Below are 18,792 nucleotides of genomic sequence, written 5' to 3' on the forward strand. Positions count from 1 at the left end.
CCAGCAGATTCGCAGTGCGTAGCAAACCTGTTATCAGGCTTGCTTGGAAAACTGCATGTGGCCGTCTACGTATTCCACCTGGATCGTATCCTTGGCTGCAAAATGGCCCTCCAATAGTTCTTTTGCCAGTGGATTCTCTATTTGCGCCTGGATGGCGCGTTTCAGCGGCCGAGCGCCAAATACCGGGTCGAAGCCGGCTTCGGCCAGTGTTGTCAATGCCGATTCGGTAATGACCAGCTTCATTTCCATTTGTGCCAGCCTGGCTTCCAGATAGCGCAACTGGATTTCGGCAATCGACTTGATGTGGCGCTCATCCAGTGCATGGAAGACCACGACCTCATCGATACGATTGATGAATTCCGGGCGGAAATAAGTTTTGACTTCTCCCATGACTGCCAGCTTGATGACTTGATAATCATCGCCACTCATCTGCTGGATCATCTGTGAACCCAGATTGGAAGTCATGACAATGACGGTATTCTTGAAGTCGACAGTGCGCCCCTGGCCATCCGTCATGCGCCCGTCATCCAGCACCTGCAGCAGCACATTGAAGACATCGGGATGGGCTTTTTCCACCTCGTCCAGCAAAATGACCGAATAGGGCCTTCTGCGTACTTGTTCGGTCAAATGTCCGCCTTCTTCATAACCGACATAGCCGGGCGGCGCGCCAATCAGACGCGCGACGGAATGCTTTTCCATGAATTCGGACATGTCGATCCGGATCAGATGTTCCTCGGAATCGAAAAGAAACGCAGCCAGCGCCTTGCATAATTCGGTCTTGCCAACACCGGTTGGCCCTAAAAACAGGAAGGAGCCGTAAGGCCGGCTGGGGTCAGCCAGCCCCGAACGTGAGCGCCGGATGGCATCCGAAACCAGCCGGACGGCTTCATCCTGTCCCACCACGCGTTCATGCAGTTTGCTTTCCATTTGCAGCAATTTTTCGCGCTCGCCCTGCATCATTTTGGAGACCGGAATGCCTGTCGCGCGTGATACCACTTCCGCGATTTCCTCGGCGCCGACTTGCGTGCGGAACAGTTTGGGCTGGGAAACCTCGCCCCCTGCTTCGGTTTGCCGGAGTTGCTCGGCCAGTTGCGCTTCCAGCTGTGGAATACGCCCGTAGAGCAATTCCGATGCTTGCTGCAAATCACCCTTGCGGCGCGCAATTTCCTCTTCCCGGCGCAGTCTTTCGAGCTCTTCCTTGATTTCCTGGGAACCCTTGGCGCGGCTTTTTTCCGCTTTCAGGATCTCGTCCAGATCGGCATATTCGCGCTCCAGCCTGCTGATTTCTTCTTCCAGCAGCGCCAGTCGTTTTTTCGAGGCCTCATCCTTTTCCTTCTTGATGGCCTCGCGTTCGATTTTCAGCTGGATCAGGCGGCGATCGAGCTTGTCCATGACTTCGGGTTTGGAATCCTGCTCCATGCGGATGCGTGCGGCTGCTTCGTCGATCAAGTCAATCGCCTTGTCCGGCAGGAACCGATCGGTGATGTAACGGTGGGAAAGCTCCGCCGCCGCGACAATGGCCGGATCGGTGATTTCCACGCCATGATGCAGCTCATATCTTTCCTGCAAACCTCGCAGAATGGCAATGGTGGCTTCCACGCTGGGCTCATCGACCAAAACTTTCTGGAAGCGGCGCTCCAGCGCGGCATCTTTTTCGACATATTTGCGATATTCATCCAGGGTGGTCGCGCCCACGCAATGCAATTCCCCCCTGGCCAACGCGGGTTTGAGCATATTGCCGGCATCGATCGCTCCTTCTGCCTTGCCTGCGCCCACCATCGTATGCAACTCATCGATGAACACAATGGTTCGGCCTTCTTCTTGTGCCAGCTCTTTCAAGACCGCTTTCAGCCGTTCCTCGAATTCGCCCCGGTATTTTGCGCCTGCCAGCAGTGCTGCCATATCCAGTGACAATACCCGCTTGTTTTTCAAGGTGTCTGGCACTTCGCCATTGACGATGCGTTGTGCCAACCCTTCCACGATCGCAGTTTTACCCACGCCGGGTTCGCCGATCAGAACTGGATTGTTCTTGGTGCGCCGCTGTAGGACCTGAATGGTCCGGCGGATTTCATCATCACGCCCGATCACCGGATCGAGCTTGCCCATGCGTGCCCGTTCGGTCAGGTCAAGCGTAAATTTTTTCAAGGCTTCTCGGCTGCCCTCGGCTTCCGCATCCGTAACTTTTTCGCCGCCGCGCACGGAATTGATCGCTTGTTCGAGCGCAGAACGTGCCGCGCCATATTGTTTCAGCAATCGCCCGGTATCTCCCTTATCCTCGAGTGCTGCCAATAAGAACATTTCCGAAGCGATATATTGATCGCCTCTTTTCTGTGCTTCCTTGTCAGCCAGATTGAGCAGGTTGCCCAGATCCCGGGAAACGTTGATTTCTCCACCGGTTCCTTCAACCTTGGGCAGACGGCCCAGACTTTCGGACAGCGCCTGACGTAAAGGGTGGGCGTTGACTCCTGCGCGCTGCAAGAGCGAGACGGTGCTGCCGTCCTCTTGTTGCATGAGCGCGAGCAGCAAGTGTTGTGGCTCGATATAGGAATGATCCTGTCCCACTGCCATGCTTTGTGCATCGGCCAGAGCCTGTTGAAATTTGGTCGTGAATTTGTCAAACCGCATACCGTCTCCTCAAGTAATGACTGGTGTTGTTTTCGTTAAATACTATATGGCGGAATAAGCAAATTTCAACCTGCTGCGGCAGTTATATTTGAGTTGGCAGGATGGAGCGTGCTGACCCCATGATTTTGAACAGGGCCTGTGAATATCCTTGTTCTGGTTTGGTTGCGGGCTTTGCGGTGCGCAAGCGCACCGGAGGCTGTTGCCACAGAATGCGGGTGCATTTTATGCACCGTACTGAGCTGAGGTGGTCTGACTGAGATGGTCCTTGTTGGCAACGAGAAACCGCGCCATGGCGGGGGCAGAGGATTCGTATTCATGGGTGTCCATTCGTGGTTCTCATGCCATGGTCAAGGCCGGTGGTGTTCATGGTTTATCCGGATAAGGATACAGCATATTCAGGGCGATGCTTTTGCCGGCGGTTTCTACGATGCGCACATGCTCCCGGCGCAATTCCCGCGCGTGCCGCAGTCCGCAGGAGTGGGCAATCATGTCGATTTCCCGGTTCAGATTGGTGGCGTAATTGGCTACGCGCAAATATTTTTCTTCCACCACCAGTCCACGCTGCAGGCGTGGGTTGTGTGTGGTCACGCCCGTTGGACAGGTATTGAGATGGCAGCGCATGGCCTGGATGCATCCCAGTGCAAACATGAATCCGCGAGCCGAATTGACGAAATCGGCGCCGGCAGACAATGCCCATGCGCCCTGGGCGGCCGTCACGAGCTTGCCGGCCGCGACCACGCGTATGCGCTGCTTGAGGCCGGCCTCGATCAACGCGTCAACCACGCGCGGCAATGCCTCGGCAATCGGCAGGCTGGCATGGTCCATCAAGGTCTGCGGCGCGGCGCCTGTTCCGCCTTCGCCGCCGTCGATTGTGATGAAATCGGGGGCGCAGGTCAGGCCGCGGCGTAGGATGGCGTCGCACAGCTCGTTGATAAAACGCCAGCCCCCAATCGCGACCTTGATGCCGACCGGCCGGCCGGTCAATTCACGAATAAAGGCGATCTGGTCGAGCAATTGTTCGATATTGCCGATATCATGGTGCCGATTGGGGCTGATCGAGTCCTTGTAGGGGGGAATGCCCCGGATGGCAGCGATTTCCGGGTGAACCTTTGAGGCTGGCAGCACACCTCCCTTGCCGGGTTTTGCGCCCTGCGAGAGTTTGATTTCGAATGCCTTGACGAATTGGGCGATTTCTTTGGCGCGGGCCGCCGAAAAATTACCGTGTTCGTTGCGGATGCCATATTTGGCGGTGCCGATCTGCATGATGCGGTCGCATTCGCCTTCCAGATGATAGGGTGAAAGTCCGCCCTCACCGGTATTGAGCCAGCATCCTGCCCTGGCCGCGCCCAGCGACAATGCGCGCACGGCCGGTGCCGAAATGGCGCCGTAGCTCATGCCGCTGATATTGATGAGGGATTGCGCCTGAAAGGGATGGCTGCAATAGCCTTCACCGATACTTAATTTGGGTGTGGGGAGCTGGTCTTCTTCCAGAATCGGGAAGGCGGCGTTGACGAAAATGAATGCGCCGGGTTCGCGCAGGTCATAAGTGGAGCCAAAGCCGACGATCCCGCCCTTGTTCTTGGCGTTCTTGTAGACCCAGCCACGGGTAGCGCGGTTGAACGGCAGCTCGTCGCGGTCACCGGTAAAGAGGTATTGGCGGAAATACTTCCCCTGCATTTCAAAAAAATAACGCAACCGCCCAATAATGGGATAATTACGCAGGATGGCATGCTCTTTCTGCGTGACATCGCGAATGAAGAACAAAATGATGGCGCCCACGGCGATCAAGCCCAGAATGGTGCCGATACTGAAGATGAGCAGATAATTCAGGCTGATAGGCATGACGTCGGTCAGTATTTTTGACAGTTAAATAAACGAGTGTGCAGCATGTTAGACATTGAAGCAATTCGCGATCAGGTTCGTCAAGCATTGCGCGAGGATATCGGGTCAGGTGATTTGACGGCCACTCTGGTGCCGGATGGGGAGCCATTGAGTGCGCGCGTGATGACGCGGGAGGCGATTGTCGTCTGCGGTATTGCCTGGTTCGAGGAATGTTTCCGACAGCTTGCCAAATCGATAACAATTGATTGGCAGGTTGAGGATGGACAAGCGGTCTCCGCCGGTCAGACCTTGTGTGTGCTCCAGGGCGAGGCGAAATCCCTGCTGACCGCTGAGCGGACCGCACTTAATTTTCTGCAACTTTTATCCGCCGTGGCCACCCGTACCCGCCGCTTTGTCGAGGCGGTTGAGGGCACGGGGGTGAACATTGTCGATACCCGTAAAACCATACCGGGCTTGCGCCTCGCCCAGAAATACGCCGTCCGTTGCGGTGGCGGTATCAATCATCGTATCGGGCTTTATGACGGGATTCTGATCAAGGAGAATCACATCATTGCTGCCGGGGGGATTGCGGCAGTTCTGCAAAAAGCCAGAGCGAGCGCGCCAGCTCATGTTTTTATCCAGATCGAAGTCGAAACACTGGATGAATTGGCGCTGGCCCTGCATGCAGGTGCCCGCATGGTTTTGCTGGACAATTTTGATCTGGCGGGGTTGCGCGACGCGGTCGCGCTCAACCAGCGCATTGCCAATAAATCCGCGTTGCTCGAGGCTTCTGGCAACATCACGCTTGAGACCGTGCGCGTAGTGGCGGAAACCGGTGTCGACCGCATCTCCATTGGCAGTCTGACCAAAGATCTGCAGGCGGTGGATTTATCCATGCGTTTTTTTGACTCGCCCGTGCCGAGAAGCCTGGGTTGATCGTCTGCCGAAACGGAAAACCATTCAGAGGCATCTAAAAGTTTTACTTCATGCGCGGCTGCGAGCCTGCTTCAGCATCAGTGGCTGGGCCTTGTTCCTGCAGCGCATACCCATATAAGGAATCCAGATTGAATCCACACGCCGCACATTCAATTTCCCCGCTTGCATTGCTCGGTTCGCTTAAAAGCCACCGAAGTCTGATACACAGCCTGATCAAACGCGAAGTGATCGGGCGTTACCAGGGGTCCATCCTGGGACTGTTGTGGTCTTTCTTCAATCCGGTATTGATGCTGGCCATCTACACGTTTGTATTCAGCGTGGTTTTCAAGGCCCGCTGGCTGGGTGGGTCGGATTCGAAGACTGAATTCGCGCTGGTGCTGTTTGCGGGCCTGATGCTGTATAACTTTTTTGCCGAATGTGTGACGCGCGCGCCGGCTTTGATATTGAGCAATGTGAATTACGTCAAGAAGGTGGTGTTCCCATTGGAAGTACTGCCAGTCGTGATTCTGGGTTCGGCCTTTTTTCATTTATTGATCAGCTTGCTGGTCTGGCTGGTTTTTTACCTGGTATTTTTTGGAATTCCTCAGGCCACTTTTGGGCTGCTGTTCGTATTGTTGCTGCCTTTCATGCTGATGGTGCTGGGACTGGGCTGGTTCCTGGCGTCGCTCGGGGTTTATTTGCGTGATGTTGCGCAAGTGATCGGATTGATAACCAGTGCCTTGATGTTCATGTCACCCATTTTCTATCCCGTGACCGCGCTCCCCGAGGATTTTCGTTGGCTGCTGCAGATCAATCCCTTGACGTTTGTAATCGAGCAGGCGCGCATGGTTATGATTTGGGGACTCGGCATGAACTGGGCGAGTCTGGCGCTCTACACCTTGCTGGCCAGCATGATGGCCTGGTCCGGCTTCGCCTGGTTCCAGAAAACGCGCAAAGGGTTTGCCGACGTGCTTTGAGTTGGTCTGGACAGTATATTACCTGGCAAGCGTGGCAATCACGTCTTCGTCATCGATTTGCGGGAACGAACGGTAGAATTGTCCGACAGAATAGAAGGGTGAGGGGGTCTCCAGGCAAACGACCTCGTCGGCGTAGGGTGCGATTTTCTCCAGCGTTTCAGTCGGTGCGACCGGTACCGCGCACACCAGTTTCTTGGGTTGTCTGGTCCGGGTGGCATGGAGTGCGGCAATCATGGTCGCCCCGGTCGCCAGACCGTCATCGACTACGATCACGATGCGGTCCTCGGGGTCGATCGCCGGACGTACCGGTGTGTAGCGCGCGCGGCGCTTGCGTAGCAATTCTAGCTGGATGGCTTTTTCGGTTTCGATATATTGGGCAGTGTCGACAATCTGATCGGCATAATCGGCCAGATAGACCCAGCCGGTTTCATCGATGGAACCGATTGCAAATTCCGGGTTGCCAGGCGCCGGCAGCTTGCGCACCAACACCACATCGAGCTCGCCATCCAGGCGGTCGGCGATAATCCTGGCCATCGGCACCGCACCCCGCGGAATGGCCAGTATCAATGGAGATTGGCCATGATAGGCGTGGAGCCGCTTGGCCAGCTGAGCCGCTGCATCTGCACGATCCTGAAACATTTCGCATACTCCCGGAGATATCCAGATGTTTGCATCTTATACCGATTCACGCGGTTTACAAACTTTAATCCTGATTTGTGGATTGCCGGGCGCATGTTCATCATTCACGATTTTTCCCGGCAACCGTAATTCAACGTCGGCCGTTCGTTTCTCTCCAGAACTTGCTTGATTTGAAGCACAGTTCGTGGCGACGGTTACGACGGCTGGCCCATGCTATTCTGCTGTCGCGCGCCTGATTTGCGCCCCCAATTGGACCAGTTTCCGTTCGATCTGCTCATATCCCCGGTCCAGATGATAGATACGGTCGATCACCGTTTCCCCCTGGGCGATCAAGCCGGCAATGACCAGGCAGGCTGATGCGCGTAGATCGGTCGCCATGACATGCGCGCCCCCCAATTCGGGGATCCCATATACGATCGCGGTATTGCCTTCGACATGAATGTCGGCATTCAAGCGCTTCAATTCCTGGACATGCATAAAGCGGTTTTCGAAAATGGTTTCGGTCATGATGGCGATTCCGTCGGCGATACTGTTCAAGGCCATGAATTGCGCCTGCATGTCGGTCGGAAATGCCGGGTAGGGCGCGGTTCGTAAGCTGACCGAGTGGGGGCGGTGATTCATGCTCAAGTGTATCCAGTCTGTTCCGGTATCGATATTCGCGCCCGCCTCGACCAGTTTGTCCAGGACCGCATCCAGCGTGTCGGCGCGTGTTTGGGTCAAATGCACTTCACCACTGCAGGCGGCCACGGCGGTCAAGAAGGTGCCGGTTTCGATCCGGTCAGGCATGATGGAATGAGCGCCGCCATGCAGATATTCGACACCCTCAATGACGATAGTATCGCTGCCGGCGCCCTGTATATTGGCACCCATACTGATCAGGCAGTCCGCGAGATCGACCACTTCAGGCTCGCGGGCAGCGTTTTCCAGGATGGTGGTTCCCGAAGCGAGCGTGGCGGCCATCATCAGATTTTCGGTGCCGGTCACCGTCACGATGTCCATGATGATGCGCGCACCCGATAACCGTTGGGCCTGGGCCCGGATATAGCCATGCTCGATACTGATTTCGGCCCCCATTGCCTGCAGGCCCTTGATATGCTGATCGACCGGGCGCAAACCAATCGCGCAACCGCCCGGCAAGGAAATATGCGCCTGACCGGTCCGCGCCAGCAGCGGGCCGAGCACCAGAATGGCGGCGCGCATGGTCTTGACCATATCGTAAGGCGCGGTCGGATTCGTGATGCTGGCTGCGGATAACTCTGCTTCCCCCGTATCGTTTGCTAAAATACGCACGCCGATTTGTTTGAGCAGCGCCAACATGGTCGATACATCCTTGAGGCGGGGAAGATTCCGGACCACAAGAGTGTCGGCAGTCAGCAGCGACGCGCAGAGCACGGGCAAGGCGGCATTCTTGGCCCCGGAAATGCTGACTTCACCGCAGAGTTCCACGCCACCCTGAATAATGAGTTTTTGCATGGATCCAGATCCCTATTAAAGATTAGAAAACTGCCGCTAGGAGGCTGTCCGAGAATGGCGATCGTAGCGAGGGCGAGGCTGGTTGAGTTGGATTTTTCGATCATTTGAGGCGAATAGTCGTTCTATATAACGGAAAGGATCGTAAAATCCGGCCAATCAGGCTCGTCCGCAGTAGATCAGTCTATTCTCGGACAGCCTCCTAGGGGCGCTTATAACATTACTATTTTATCGTACTATCCAAGGAGCAAGCATGAGCAAATTTATCGTCCAGACCCAAGACGCCCCACAGGCGATCGGCACATATTCCCAGGCAGTGCGGGTGGTGCAGGAGGAAACCGTTTATCTGTCCGGGCAAATCGGACTCGATCCGGCCAGCATGGAAATGGTACAGGGGATCGATGCGCAGATCGAGCAAGTAATCGCCAATCTGCGTGCGGTGGCGATTGCCAGTGGCGGCAATCTCGGCGACATTGTCAAACTGAATGTTTATCTGACTGACCTTAACCATTTTGCCAAGGTGAACGAAATTATGGGCAAACATTTCAGTCAGCCCTATCCGGCGCGCGCCGCCGTTGGCGTGGCCGCGCTGCCGCGTGCTGCGCTGGTCGAGATGGATGCTGTCATGTCGCTGGATAAATCTTGAACGTCGCCGCAGGCCTGACTTGGATGCTTCAGCCTTGATCAACTGTCGCATTGCCGGCAGTGGAGCGCGCATGCAGAGCGGGTTTTTCGTCAATCGCGCCTACTCCAGGGCTGGTAGTATCCAGCGAGGGCATGCAGGTTGAATGCCCCGCACGCATTTCTCGATACGCTCAGTGACAGCCTGCAGCAAAAGCTGCGCAAGCTGGGTCTGCTGAGCGATTTCGATCTGGTTCTGCATTTGCCGCTACGCTATGAGGATGAAACCCGGTTGTCACCCATCAGTGAGGTGGTGCCCGGTCAGGCGGCGCAGATCGAGGGAGTCGTCAGCGAACGGGAGGTGCTGACTCGCCCGCGGCGGCAGCTGGTTTGCAAACTGCATGATGACAGCGGCACATTGTGCCTGCGATTTTTTCATTTCTATGCCAGTCAAGTGGCAGCCTGGTCGCCAGGGACACGATTGAGAGTGCTGGGCGAAGTCCGTGCTGGTTTTAACGGGCTGGAAATGATCCATCCGAAATGCCGGGTGGTGCAAGCCGGAATGGGTCTCGCGACGGCGCTGACGCCGGTTTATCCGGTGACGGCCGGCTTGCCGCAACGGACACTGGCCAAACTCATCAGGCAGGCATTCGAACATGTTCAGCAGGCGGCGCTGCTGACAGAAATCATTCCTGAAACCGTGCTGGCGACCCATCGCCTGCCTGCATTCGAGGCCAGCTTGTCCTTTCTGCATTGCCCGCCTGCGGGCACCCCCATGCAGCCACTGCAAGCACGCACTCATCCAGCCTGGCGCCGGGTGAAGTTTGATGAATTGCTGGCCCAGCAGCTTTCCATGCGTGCCCACTATCGCCAGCGGCGCAGTCACCGGGCGCCTGTCCTGCCGCGACCGGATAGCTTGTTGAAGGCGTTGCTGTCATCGCTCGCATTCACCCTGACCGAAGCTCAGCGCAAAGTGGTTGCCGAGATCAGCCGTGATCTGGCGCAACCGCACCCCATGCAACGGTTGTTGCAGGGGGATGTCGGCAGCGGCAAGACGGTGGTGGCGGCTTTGGCTGCTTTGCAGTCGATCGGCAATGGTTTTCAAGCGGTCATCATGGCGCCGACTGAAATCCTGGCCGAGCAGCATTACCAGAAGCTATCGGTTTGGTTCGCACCACTGGGTGTGTCAGTCGCCTGGCTGTCCGGCAGCCAGAAGAAAGCTGCGCGCAAGCTCGAGCTGGAAAAAATCACTGGTGGATTGGCTATGCTGGTGATCGGCACACATGCATTGTTCCAGGAGCCGGTGCAATTCGACCGGCTTGGATTGGTGATCATCGACGAGCAACACCGGTTCGGCGTCAGTCAACGATTGGCATTGCGCATGAAGGGCATGGAGGCGGATGGGGTGCCGCACCAGCTCATGATGAGCGCCACCCCTATCCCGCGCACGCTTTCCATGAGCTATTTTGCGGACCTGGATGTATCGGTGATCGATCAATTGCCGCCGGGCCGTTCTCCGGTGGTTACCAAATTGATCGACAACAGCCGGCGGGAGCAGATAGTTGCCCGTATCCGTGAAGCCTGTCACGCTGGCCGGCAAGCCTATTGGGTCTGTCCGTTGATAGAGGAATCGGAAGCATTGCAGCTCCAAACGGCAGTGGAAACCTACCAAACCCTCAATCAGACTTTCCCCGATCTTAAAATCGCCCTCATTCACGGCCGGCTGGACAGCAATGAGAAATCCGCCATCATGGCCGCCTTCAGTCAGGGTGCGGTGCAGCTACTGGTGGCTACAACCGTGATCGAAGTGGGCGTGGATGTGCCCAATGCGTCATTGATGGTGATCGAGCATGCCGAGCGCATGGGATTGTCGCAGTTGCACCAGTTGCGCGGCCGGATCGGGCGTGGGGCCGATACCGGTATTTGCATATTGATGTACCAGCAGCCGCTGTCTGAAGTGGCGTGCAAGCGCCTGCAAGTCATTTTCAAGCATACCGACGGCTTTGAAATTGCCCGTCAGGATCTTCTGTTGCGGGGGCCGGGTGAGTATCTGGGCACCCGCCAGAGCGGGGTGCCGATGCTGCGCTTTGCCGATTTGGAGCAGGATACCGATTTGCTCGAAGCAGCCAGAGCTGTCGCGGACACCCTGCTGCGCGATTACCCGCAGCAGGCGCACTGCCATATGCGCCGCTGGCTGGGAAGCCGGAAGGATTATCTGCGGGTGTAGTGATTGCGGTATTCGGCGAGGCTGCGATGGCGTACCAGTACATGGGTCAGGTCGCAAAAGTGGAGCGCAAGCTTTTCAGCGAAATAAACCGAACGGTGCTGGCCGCCGGTGCAGCCGATCGCGACCGTCAGATAAACCCGATTGTCCCGCATGTAGACGGGTAGCCAGGTGTCGAGAAAGCGGCGAATGTCCTGGGTCATCCTGGATACATCGGGCAGCGCTTCCAGAAAACCGATGACTTCCGGATCAAGACCGGTCAATTCTCTGAGCTTGGGGTCATAATGTGGATTCGGGATGCAGCGCACGTCGAATACCAGATCGGCATCCAGTGGAATACCGTGCTTATAACCGAACGATTCGAACAGCAGCGTCAGGCGCGGCGGCGTTTTGCATTCCGCAATGAAATCCTTGATAAACAGCCGCAGCGCGTTGGGTCCCAGTGAGCTGGTATCGATATGGTGGCCCAGGGCAGCCAGCGTGGCCAGCGCCTCGCGTTCATGCTGGATCGCCTCTTCCAGAGTGATGTTTTCGGCAGTGAGGGGGTGCCTTCGGCGCGTTTCGGAAAAGCGCTGAATCAGGATATCGTTGCGGGCACTGAGAAAAATGAACCGGGTCTGGATCTGTTTGGTGTTGAGCGTTTCCAGCTGCTGAGGCAGCATGGTGATGCTTTCCCCGCTGCGCATATCGATGGCCACCGCGACATGGCGGTGCTGGCGTCCGCGCAAGTGATCGATCAAGTTTACGATCAAAGGCGCAGGCAGATTGTCGACGCAGTAATAACCTGCGTCTTCCAGGACATTGAGCGCGACCGATTTGCCTGATCCGGACAGGCCGCTGATGATGACGACTTGCATGACACAGAGTATAGCAAAGCTATGCGATGCATTGCCGATTGTCATCATGGTATAAGCTATATGCTTGCCATGTGGGTTTTAATCCGGAACTCTTCGGCCGAAGGGATCTGGCGCAGCATGCGTAAAAACTGGGGCGATATTTCAGAACGGGGAGTCAATCATGAAAGCGGTAGACAGCAATCAACGTTTAGGACTTGCGTTATCGGGAGGCGGATTCAGGGCGTCATTTTTTCATATCGGTGTGCTGGCGCGCATGGCGGAAATGGGCATGCTCAAGCATGTTGAATCCATTTCTACTGTTTCCGGAGGCTCGATCGTTGGGGCTGCTTATTATTTATTGTTGAAAGCGCTGCTGGAATCGAAAACCGATCAGGAGATGACCGATTCTGACTACGTTGAGCTTGTGCAGCGCTTGGAGGCCCATTTTCTGGCAGCTGTTCAGCATAATTTGGCTATGCGCACTTTCGCCAATCCCTTCAAAAACATGCGCATGGTCATGCCGAATTATTCGCGCTCCGATACCATCGGCGAACTTTATGAGCGCATCATTTACCGGCCGCTGATCGATGTCGGAGAGCGGCGGATACGCATGAGTGATTTGCTGATCCAGCCTAAAGGCGTGGGGCAGACTTTTCATCCTTGGGACAGCGTATTGGGCAACTCCCAGCGCACGCACAAAGTCCCTGTGCTGATTCTGAATGCCACCAGTCTGAATTCCGGCCATAGCTGGCATTTCACCGCCATGAGCATGGGGGAAGAGCCGCCCCGCAATGCCAATTTCCGCGATATCGATAAAAAGAATCGTTACCGGCGTGTCCGTTATGAGGACATTACCACCTTATAACTTCGTACTGCTCGCTACTCACAACCTGTATCTTAGCCGCCTATTTACAGTCAGTCAATAGTTTTATTTGCTTATTTGTAGTTCACTGTATATCATACATTCTGTGAGTATTTAGGCGGATGTGTAAAAAAAGTGAGTTCTATTGGCAAGTTAACAGTTCGGGCAGTTGAGCGGGCAAAACCACGCGAGAAACCGTATGGTTTGGCCGATGGTCGCGGCTTGCAATTGTATGTGACCACCACAGGCGAAAAGTATTGGCGCTATCGCTACCGCTTCAATGGATCAGCGCGGATGATGAGCCTTGGAGCCGTTGAGCATCCAGTCACGCAAGCGTCACTTGATAAAATCCGGGATGTGCGCCGAGAGAAAGCCGAATTACTAAAAGCAGGCATTGACCCTGTTCAAGCAAGAAAACAGCCGCGCCCTATAGTTAAATCAGAGCCGGGTGTGATGACTCAAATAAATCTAAGTCATTCGCTTGCCGGTTGGTTTCCCACAGTCAAGGCAGATCCGGGTGTAATGACATTCGAGCAAGTAGCGCTTACCTGGTGGGATCGCTGGCGCACTAAGATCAAAAACCCGCAGCACGTCCAACAAGTGTTGAGTAGATTACAGCGCCTTGCATTCCCTGAAATTGGAGATACGCCAATATCAGATATTGATACAGATATGATTTTGCAAGTGCTAGACAATGCCGAACAGCATTCACACGACCAGGCTAAGCGGCTGTTGTCCGATCTGCGAAGGATCATGAAGTTAGCAGCCTTGCGTAAATGGTCATCGACGAATCTTTTGTATAACGTGCAGCCAGATGACGTGTTCCGGTATCAGCACAAAGTACAGAATTATCAGCGGGTTTCTATAGCCGAGATGCCGGAACTGCTAAATAGCATCAATTCACTAGACAACCACTTCCACAGCAAACACGCCTTGCTGCTGCTCGCATACTTGGCCGTGCGTCCGGGTGAGCTTAAAAATGCCCGATGGGATGAGCTTGATTTAGATAACGGCCTTTGGACAATCCCAGCCGAGCGTATGAAGTTACCGCGTGGGCATATCGTGCCACTATCAAGCCCGGCGGTTGAGATATTCCGAGAGCTTGAGCAGTTCAAATACTCGCCAATGGTATTCCCGAACGAGTGGGATCAGACCAGAGGCATGAGTACAACCGCATGGCTAAAAGTTCTGTATAAGCTGGGCTACCACGGACGGATGACGCTGCACGGGTTCAGAGGCGTATTTAGCACCGCAGCATATGAGGCACGAATCTTTGACCCGGTTATCATCGAAGCTTGCTTGGCCCATTTTCAGGGTAGCCAGGTTGCGAAAGCCTACAACCACGCCATCCACTTGGATGAACGGCGCAAAATTATGGACTGGTGGGGAAATAAATTAAGCGAAATGATAAAAAAGTGAATATATTTTTAATCGTTAATAAACATATACTTAGAACGCATTCTTAAGAAAATCGTGCAGATTTGATATGGCGTTACAAAACAAACACTTAGAACATACTCTTAAGAAAGTCACGCAGATTTTATATAAAAAGTTGCAAATTTTATATTAGAATCAACAGGTTAGTAACAAACTACGCTTGATTGCTCCATTTGAGCACGTATAATTAACCCATCATCAATTAAACAAAGGACTAACAAATGTCAGAAGAAGGAAAAAAACCAGGATTACAGCCGTTCCCATCACTGGATGCCATGCCCAAAAATATAATGGTACGCATGCCACAATTTAGCCCGTTGTTACCGGGAAGCGGGGAATGGTTCCGTGGTCTGGTCAAGCAAGGGAAAGCGCCTCAACCGCACGTGTTAAGTAGCCGGATGAAGTTCTACAAATCCGCAGAGATTCACGAATTTATAGAGAATCCAGTTGCTTGGATAGCCAGGAATGGAAATGCCTCGAAGCCATGATGACAACGAGGCATTGAAGGGGTAATACATTAATACTCTTTGATAGGTACGGGCCGGAATCCCTGCCTATCTTTTTTTAGTTTAGAAAAGTAAAAACTCTATCATCACAGATAGAAGCAGCTTTTTTAAATCTCACAAAAAAATAGCCGCTTGCGTAAATATATATCAATATTGATTAAGAAGCAATATAAATTAACGCAGTGCGGCATAGAACAAGGAATCACAAAACTATGCTGCATTATAACACTATTGAAGAATTCCGCCATGCAATGCTTGCCGATGGTATTCAATATCATGGCGAGATCATAGCCGATGGAGAGTTGCACCGCTTCCATATAGAAGGCGACAAAGCAGGCACACGAAACGGCGCTTATAAGCTTCATACCGACGGTTGGCCCGCCGGCTGGTATCAAGACCACAAGGACGGCGGCGCAATTCATAAATGGAAGTCTGGCGCACGACCAGCGGAGCCAAATCCGTTCAGCACAATAGACTTCGCCAAGAAGAAGAAGGCCCGAGAGGATGATATAGCGCTCAAACGTGAGCTAGCTATTAGGGAAATCAGCATTATCAGGGAATTTGGCGAGCAAGCCACGAATGACCATCCCTATTTGGTGCGAAAGAAAATAAGGCTGACAGAGCCAATGCTAGTCTGGCGCGGGGCGTTGGTTGTGCCTATATATAACCATAGCTATAAATTGGCTAACGTGCAGCTCATCCACCCCGACGGCACAAAGCTCTTTTTAAAGGGGGGCGAGATTAAGGGCTGTTTCGGGTGCATGAAAATCCGCAACAAGGCCGATACTACTTTGATCTGCGAAGGATGGGCGACCGGCGCATCGTTGTACGAACACTCACCTCATAATGTTTTAATAGCCCTGAACGCTGGCAACCTGCTATCTGTAGCGCGGTTTATTCGATCAAAGAGGCCCGATGAGCGAATAATCATCTGTGGTGATAACGATGTATCAGGCGTAGGGCAAGAGGCAGCAATCAGAGCGGCCCGTGCTGTCAATGCCGAGATAGCGATACCGGACAAACCCGGCGACTGGAACGACATTCTGACAGAAGGGGGTGCGCTATGAGTGCAACTAACCCACTAGAAAGCGCGATCATGCCAGCATGGCCCGAACGCGAGCCTAAAAAATACACACCCCCAGTATACCCAGTTGACGCGTTAGGCCCGTTAGCGGCCGTTTGCGAATACATGCGGGATGAAGTGCAAGTTCCCATCGAAACAGCCGGGCAGTCAGTGCTTGCCGCCGTGTCATTGTTGGCCCAGGCGTTATATGACGTCGAAACAATATCAGGGGTAAAACCTATTTCCCTGTATGCGTTAACGCTTGCAGGATCAGGTGAATCTAAATCGACCACCGACGGCATAGCAATGGAATGTGTCAATAGTATGGAGAAATCAGAATATAAGCCTTACGCCAAAAAACTGGATGAATGGAACAGGCTAGGCAAGAAAGCAAAAGAGAATGAACCGCCACCAATTGCACCTTTTCGCACTGTGAAATCGGCCACAGTGCAGGGAATGGTCAGATCATTTAGCGAGGGCGTGCCTGATCAAGGTAACTTCACCGATGAGGGCGCAACAATGCTCACAGGCTGGGGGATGAGTGCGGAGCAGATGCGCGAGTCACTGGCAACCTTTAACGGACTATGGGACGGCACGTCTATATCAGTAATGCGCGGAGGCGTTGGGCGCACACACTTGGACGGGAAGCGCTTTTGCCTGCATTGGATGACCCAGCCAACAGTTGTGGCGCAAGCGCTGAATAATCCTATATTCCAAACTATTGGATTCTTTCCACGGGTATTACTTGCCCATCCTGAGCCAATGAAGCCCAGGCTTTACCGTGAATTTTACCCCGGAGAGAATACTGACGTAGCATTGTATTGGAGTCGTTGCAACGTATTTCTAAAGGAGCGTTATTCGATCCCCGAGGGTGATCGCCAGGTAATAAGGCTATCCGCAGATGCACGGAAACCGCTAGCAGCCTTCTGGGAAGAAATGGAACTATCACGCGATAAGGACAATGAATATAACGACCTGAAGCCATTTTGCACACGTGGAGCTGAACAGGTTTGTCGGATTGCTGGGGTGCTTGCTGCGTATGAAAATCACACCAATGGAAAAACGAATTTCACCCTGAGTGCCAAGAATATAAATGATGCTATCAGGCTGTTTATGTACAGCTTAAATTCATGGCGTGATCTGTTCGGGAAGCGCGAGGATACGGAGGCCGAGAATGAAGCTAACGACCTTCACAAGTGGCTCACGTCCCGACTGGATGCCACGGCAAGCGAGAAGGACATGCTACAGAATGTGACCCCCAAATACTTGCGCTCAGCCGCTAAGCGGGATAGAGCTATCGCAGTATTGCGGAATCAAGGGCGGATAAAAAAAGCGACAGAATCTATAAACGGAATGACGCCAAGAATAGCAAATAACGAATGGACGGCAATCTGAAGGGGGGGGCTAATTAGCCTTTTGTTAGCCCCTAATTAGCCCCTGTGTTTCCAGTATCCATGCGGGTTTTAGCCCATTAGCCCAATTAGCCCGACCCATAGAAATTTATTCATTTATTGCATTAGCCGTTTAGCATTTTAATATTCGTTTTTTTTTGTATATATATATCTTTATAATCAAATACTTAGCAAAATCAGGGAATAAATATTTTTATAGGGTAGGCTAATTGGGCTAATGGGCTAAGAATGGCTCTAGGCTTGATTCTAGCGGGGCTAATTAGGGGCTAATTAGGGGCTAATTTTAGCCAGCAAAAAAGAACCTTCTTTCTTTGGCGTAGGTACTAAAAAAACAACCCGGCAAAACCTGCTTAATTTTCAGCACTGTTCAGCATGCCAGCGTCATGAGCAAATGCGTTATAAAGAAATTAACGCCTTATAACTGAACCTTAAACAACTTTAATAATCATAAGCTTATATATTTTGTGATATAATTGTTCATGTTTATTACTCAATAAACACTCACAAATAACGTACAAATAAGCACGATATGAACGAACAGAACAAAAAATACATGGCACGCGCCCAGAAAGTTCTGAAATCCGCGCTCGATGCCGTGAAGCTAGCCCGGCTTTGTCATGGCACCAGGGACGGCGCTATCAAAATACTGACGCGAAGCCAACCAAACTTAAAACCCGATGATGTCGACGGATTGATTGACTATTATTGGGAAAAAACTAATCAAGAACAACTAAAGGTGGCGCGGAATGAGTGAAAATGTCAATGGAATCAACACACTAACTGGCGAAACGTATCTACCTAGCGATGACCCCCAGGCGGGTGGTAAGAAATCGCGACGGTTCCGAATATCCACTAGCCGGGATTGCTTGCGAGAATTGGCACGAATTTACAAATCAGCCCGGCTGGGTGATATGGCGGTATCCGATGCCACCAAATACGCGAGTATCTTGCAGATTATGGTGTCAATTATCCGCGACACCGATATTGAAAATCGCATTAAGAAACTAGAGGCTTTGAAAAAAGATGAACGATTACACTAATTTAGGCGGCTTTCCGCTTCCAAAAGTCGAAGGCAGTGATTTACTCAATTCCACCAAATGGGGCGAATCGCTCTTAACCGAATTCAAGAAATCACCAGATGGCACCCTGAACGCAATCGCAAGCACCCATGATGAAATCAGTAGATCATGGCGTAACTTGTTGGCTATTCGTAATAGCCCTGATCCACGGGTAACGCAGGCGGCCCACCTGGACAGCGTTGCCCAGAACTACGAGCGCACACAAAAACGATTGGCCGACCGCATCACCGCCACCGAAGAAAAGGCACAGGAACGCTTGCGAGGTGTCGAGGCTGATGCCAAACGGGCGCTCGGATTCAAGGATA

17 protein-coding genes are annotated in these 18,792 nt (G+C 53.1%); 12 read left to right on the forward strand and 5 right to left on the reverse strand.

Annotated features, from left to right (window positions below; all coding sequences use genetic code 11):
* Positions 1–33: 33 nt before the first annotated feature.
* Positions 34–2,625 (reverse strand): ATP-dependent chaperone ClpB, encoded by a 2,592-nt coding sequence (gene clpB, locus ABTW62_RS06535; protein WP_430903790.1) that lies wholly within the window; start codon positions 2,623–2,625, stop codon positions 34–36.
* Positions 2,626–2,988: 363 nt separating this feature from the next.
* The gene (locus tag ABTW62_RS06540) at positions 2,989–4,467 is read right to left on the reverse strand and encodes an FMN-binding glutamate synthase family protein (protein ID WP_430903791.1); all 1,479 of its coding nucleotides are present in this window, start codon (positions 4,465–4,467) and stop codon (positions 2,989–2,991) included.
* A gap of 45 nt (positions 4,468–4,512) precedes the next feature.
* Between ABTW62_RS06540 and nadC the strand changes: the two genes are divergently transcribed.
* Together nadC and ABTW62_RS06550 are read left to right on the forward strand one after the other, a co-directional pair.
* A complete protein-coding gene (nadC, locus tag ABTW62_RS06545) occupies positions 4,513–5,382 on the forward strand; it encodes a carboxylating nicotinate-nucleotide diphosphorylase (protein WP_430903792.1) in 870 nt (289 codons plus the stop codon).
* A 128-nt stretch (positions 5,383–5,510) separates the two neighbouring features.
* Entirely contained in the window at positions 5,511–6,338 is an 828-nt protein-coding gene (locus ABTW62_RS06550) for an ABC transporter permease (protein ID WP_430903793.1), read from the forward strand.
* A gap of 18 nt (positions 6,339–6,356) precedes the next feature.
* On the opposite strand, the gene ABTW62_RS06555 is transcribed toward ABTW62_RS06550, so the two are convergent.
* The gene (locus ABTW62_RS06555) at positions 6,357–6,977 is read right to left on the reverse strand and encodes a phosphoribosyltransferase (protein WP_430903794.1); all 621 of its coding nucleotides are present in this window, start codon (positions 6,975–6,977) and stop codon (positions 6,357–6,359) included.
* A gap of 213 nt (positions 6,978–7,190) precedes the next feature.
* On the reverse strand, positions 7,191–8,450 hold the full coding sequence (murA, locus tag ABTW62_RS06560; RefSeq protein ID WP_430903795.1) for a UDP-N-acetylglucosamine 1-carboxyvinyltransferase: 1,260 nt from the start codon (positions 8,448–8,450) through the stop codon (positions 7,191–7,193).
* Positions 8,451–8,700: 250 nt separating this feature from the next.
* Here murA and ABTW62_RS06565 point away from each other — a divergent pair, with 250 nt between their 5' ends.
* Complete coding sequence (locus ABTW62_RS06565; protein ID WP_430903796.1) at positions 8,701–9,093, forward strand: Rid family detoxifying hydrolase; 393 nt, start codon at positions 8,701–8,703, stop codon at positions 9,091–9,093.
* A gap of 138 nt (positions 9,094–9,231) precedes the next feature.
* A complete protein-coding gene (recG, locus tag ABTW62_RS06570) occupies positions 9,232–11,295 on the forward strand; it encodes an ATP-dependent DNA helicase RecG (protein ID WP_430903797.1) in 2,064 nt (687 codons plus the stop codon).
* Here the strand turns inward: recG and rapZ are convergent.
* Positions 11,280–12,149: an RNase adapter RapZ gene (gene rapZ, locus ABTW62_RS06575; RefSeq protein ID WP_430903807.1), complete on the reverse strand. Its 870-nt coding sequence runs from the start codon at positions 12,147–12,149 to the stop codon at positions 11,280–11,282. The genes recG and rapZ overlap by 16 nt on opposite strands.
* Positions 12,150–12,309: 160 nt before the next feature.
* Between rapZ and ABTW62_RS06580 the strand changes: the two genes are divergently transcribed.
* From ABTW62_RS06580 to ABTW62_RS06615, 8 genes are all read left to right on the forward strand, one after another.
* Positions 12,310–12,993, forward strand: coding sequence for a patatin-like phospholipase family protein (locus tag ABTW62_RS06580; protein WP_430903798.1), 684 nt, complete (start codon positions 12,310–12,312; stop codon positions 12,991–12,993).
* A gap of 132 nt (positions 12,994–13,125) precedes the next feature.
* The gene (locus ABTW62_RS06585) at positions 13,126–14,409 is read left to right on the forward strand and encodes a tyrosine-type recombinase/integrase (protein WP_430903799.1); all 1,284 of its coding nucleotides are present in this window, start codon (positions 13,126–13,128) and stop codon (positions 14,407–14,409) included.
* Between the two features lie 239 nt (positions 14,410–14,648).
* Positions 14,649–14,915: a helix-turn-helix transcriptional regulator gene (locus ABTW62_RS06590; protein ID WP_430903800.1), complete on the forward strand. Its 267-nt coding sequence runs from the start codon at positions 14,649–14,651 to the stop codon at positions 14,913–14,915.
* Positions 14,916–15,145: 230 nt separating this feature from the next.
* Positions 15,146–16,000, forward strand: a complete 855-nt coding sequence (locus tag ABTW62_RS06595) for a toprim domain-containing protein (RefSeq protein WP_430903801.1) — start codon at positions 15,146–15,148, stop codon at positions 15,998–16,000.
* A 122-nt stretch (positions 16,001–16,122) separates the two neighbouring features.
* Positions 16,123–17,391: a DUF3987 domain-containing protein gene (locus tag ABTW62_RS06600; protein WP_430903802.1), complete on the forward strand. Its 1,269-nt coding sequence runs from the start codon at positions 16,123–16,125 to the stop codon at positions 17,389–17,391.
* A gap of 546 nt (positions 17,392–17,937) precedes the next feature.
* Positions 17,938–18,162, forward strand: a complete 225-nt coding sequence (locus tag ABTW62_RS06605) for a hypothetical protein (protein WP_430903803.1) — start codon at positions 17,938–17,940, stop codon at positions 18,160–18,162.
* Complete coding sequence (locus tag ABTW62_RS06610; protein ID WP_430903804.1) at positions 18,155–18,448, forward strand: hypothetical protein; 294 nt, start codon at positions 18,155–18,157, stop codon at positions 18,446–18,448. Before ABTW62_RS06605 ends, ABTW62_RS06610 begins: the two co-directional genes overlap by 8 nt.
* On the forward strand, positions 18,432–18,792 hold a 361-nt coding region (locus ABTW62_RS06615), incomplete at its 3' end, for a hypothetical protein (protein WP_430903805.1). The genes ABTW62_RS06610 and ABTW62_RS06615, both read left to right, overlap by 17 nt.

The organism is Nitrosomonas sp. ANs5, from assembly GCF_050584665.1.
Lineage (GTDB): Bacteria > Pseudomonadota > Gammaproteobacteria > Burkholderiales > Nitrosomonadaceae > Nitrosomonas.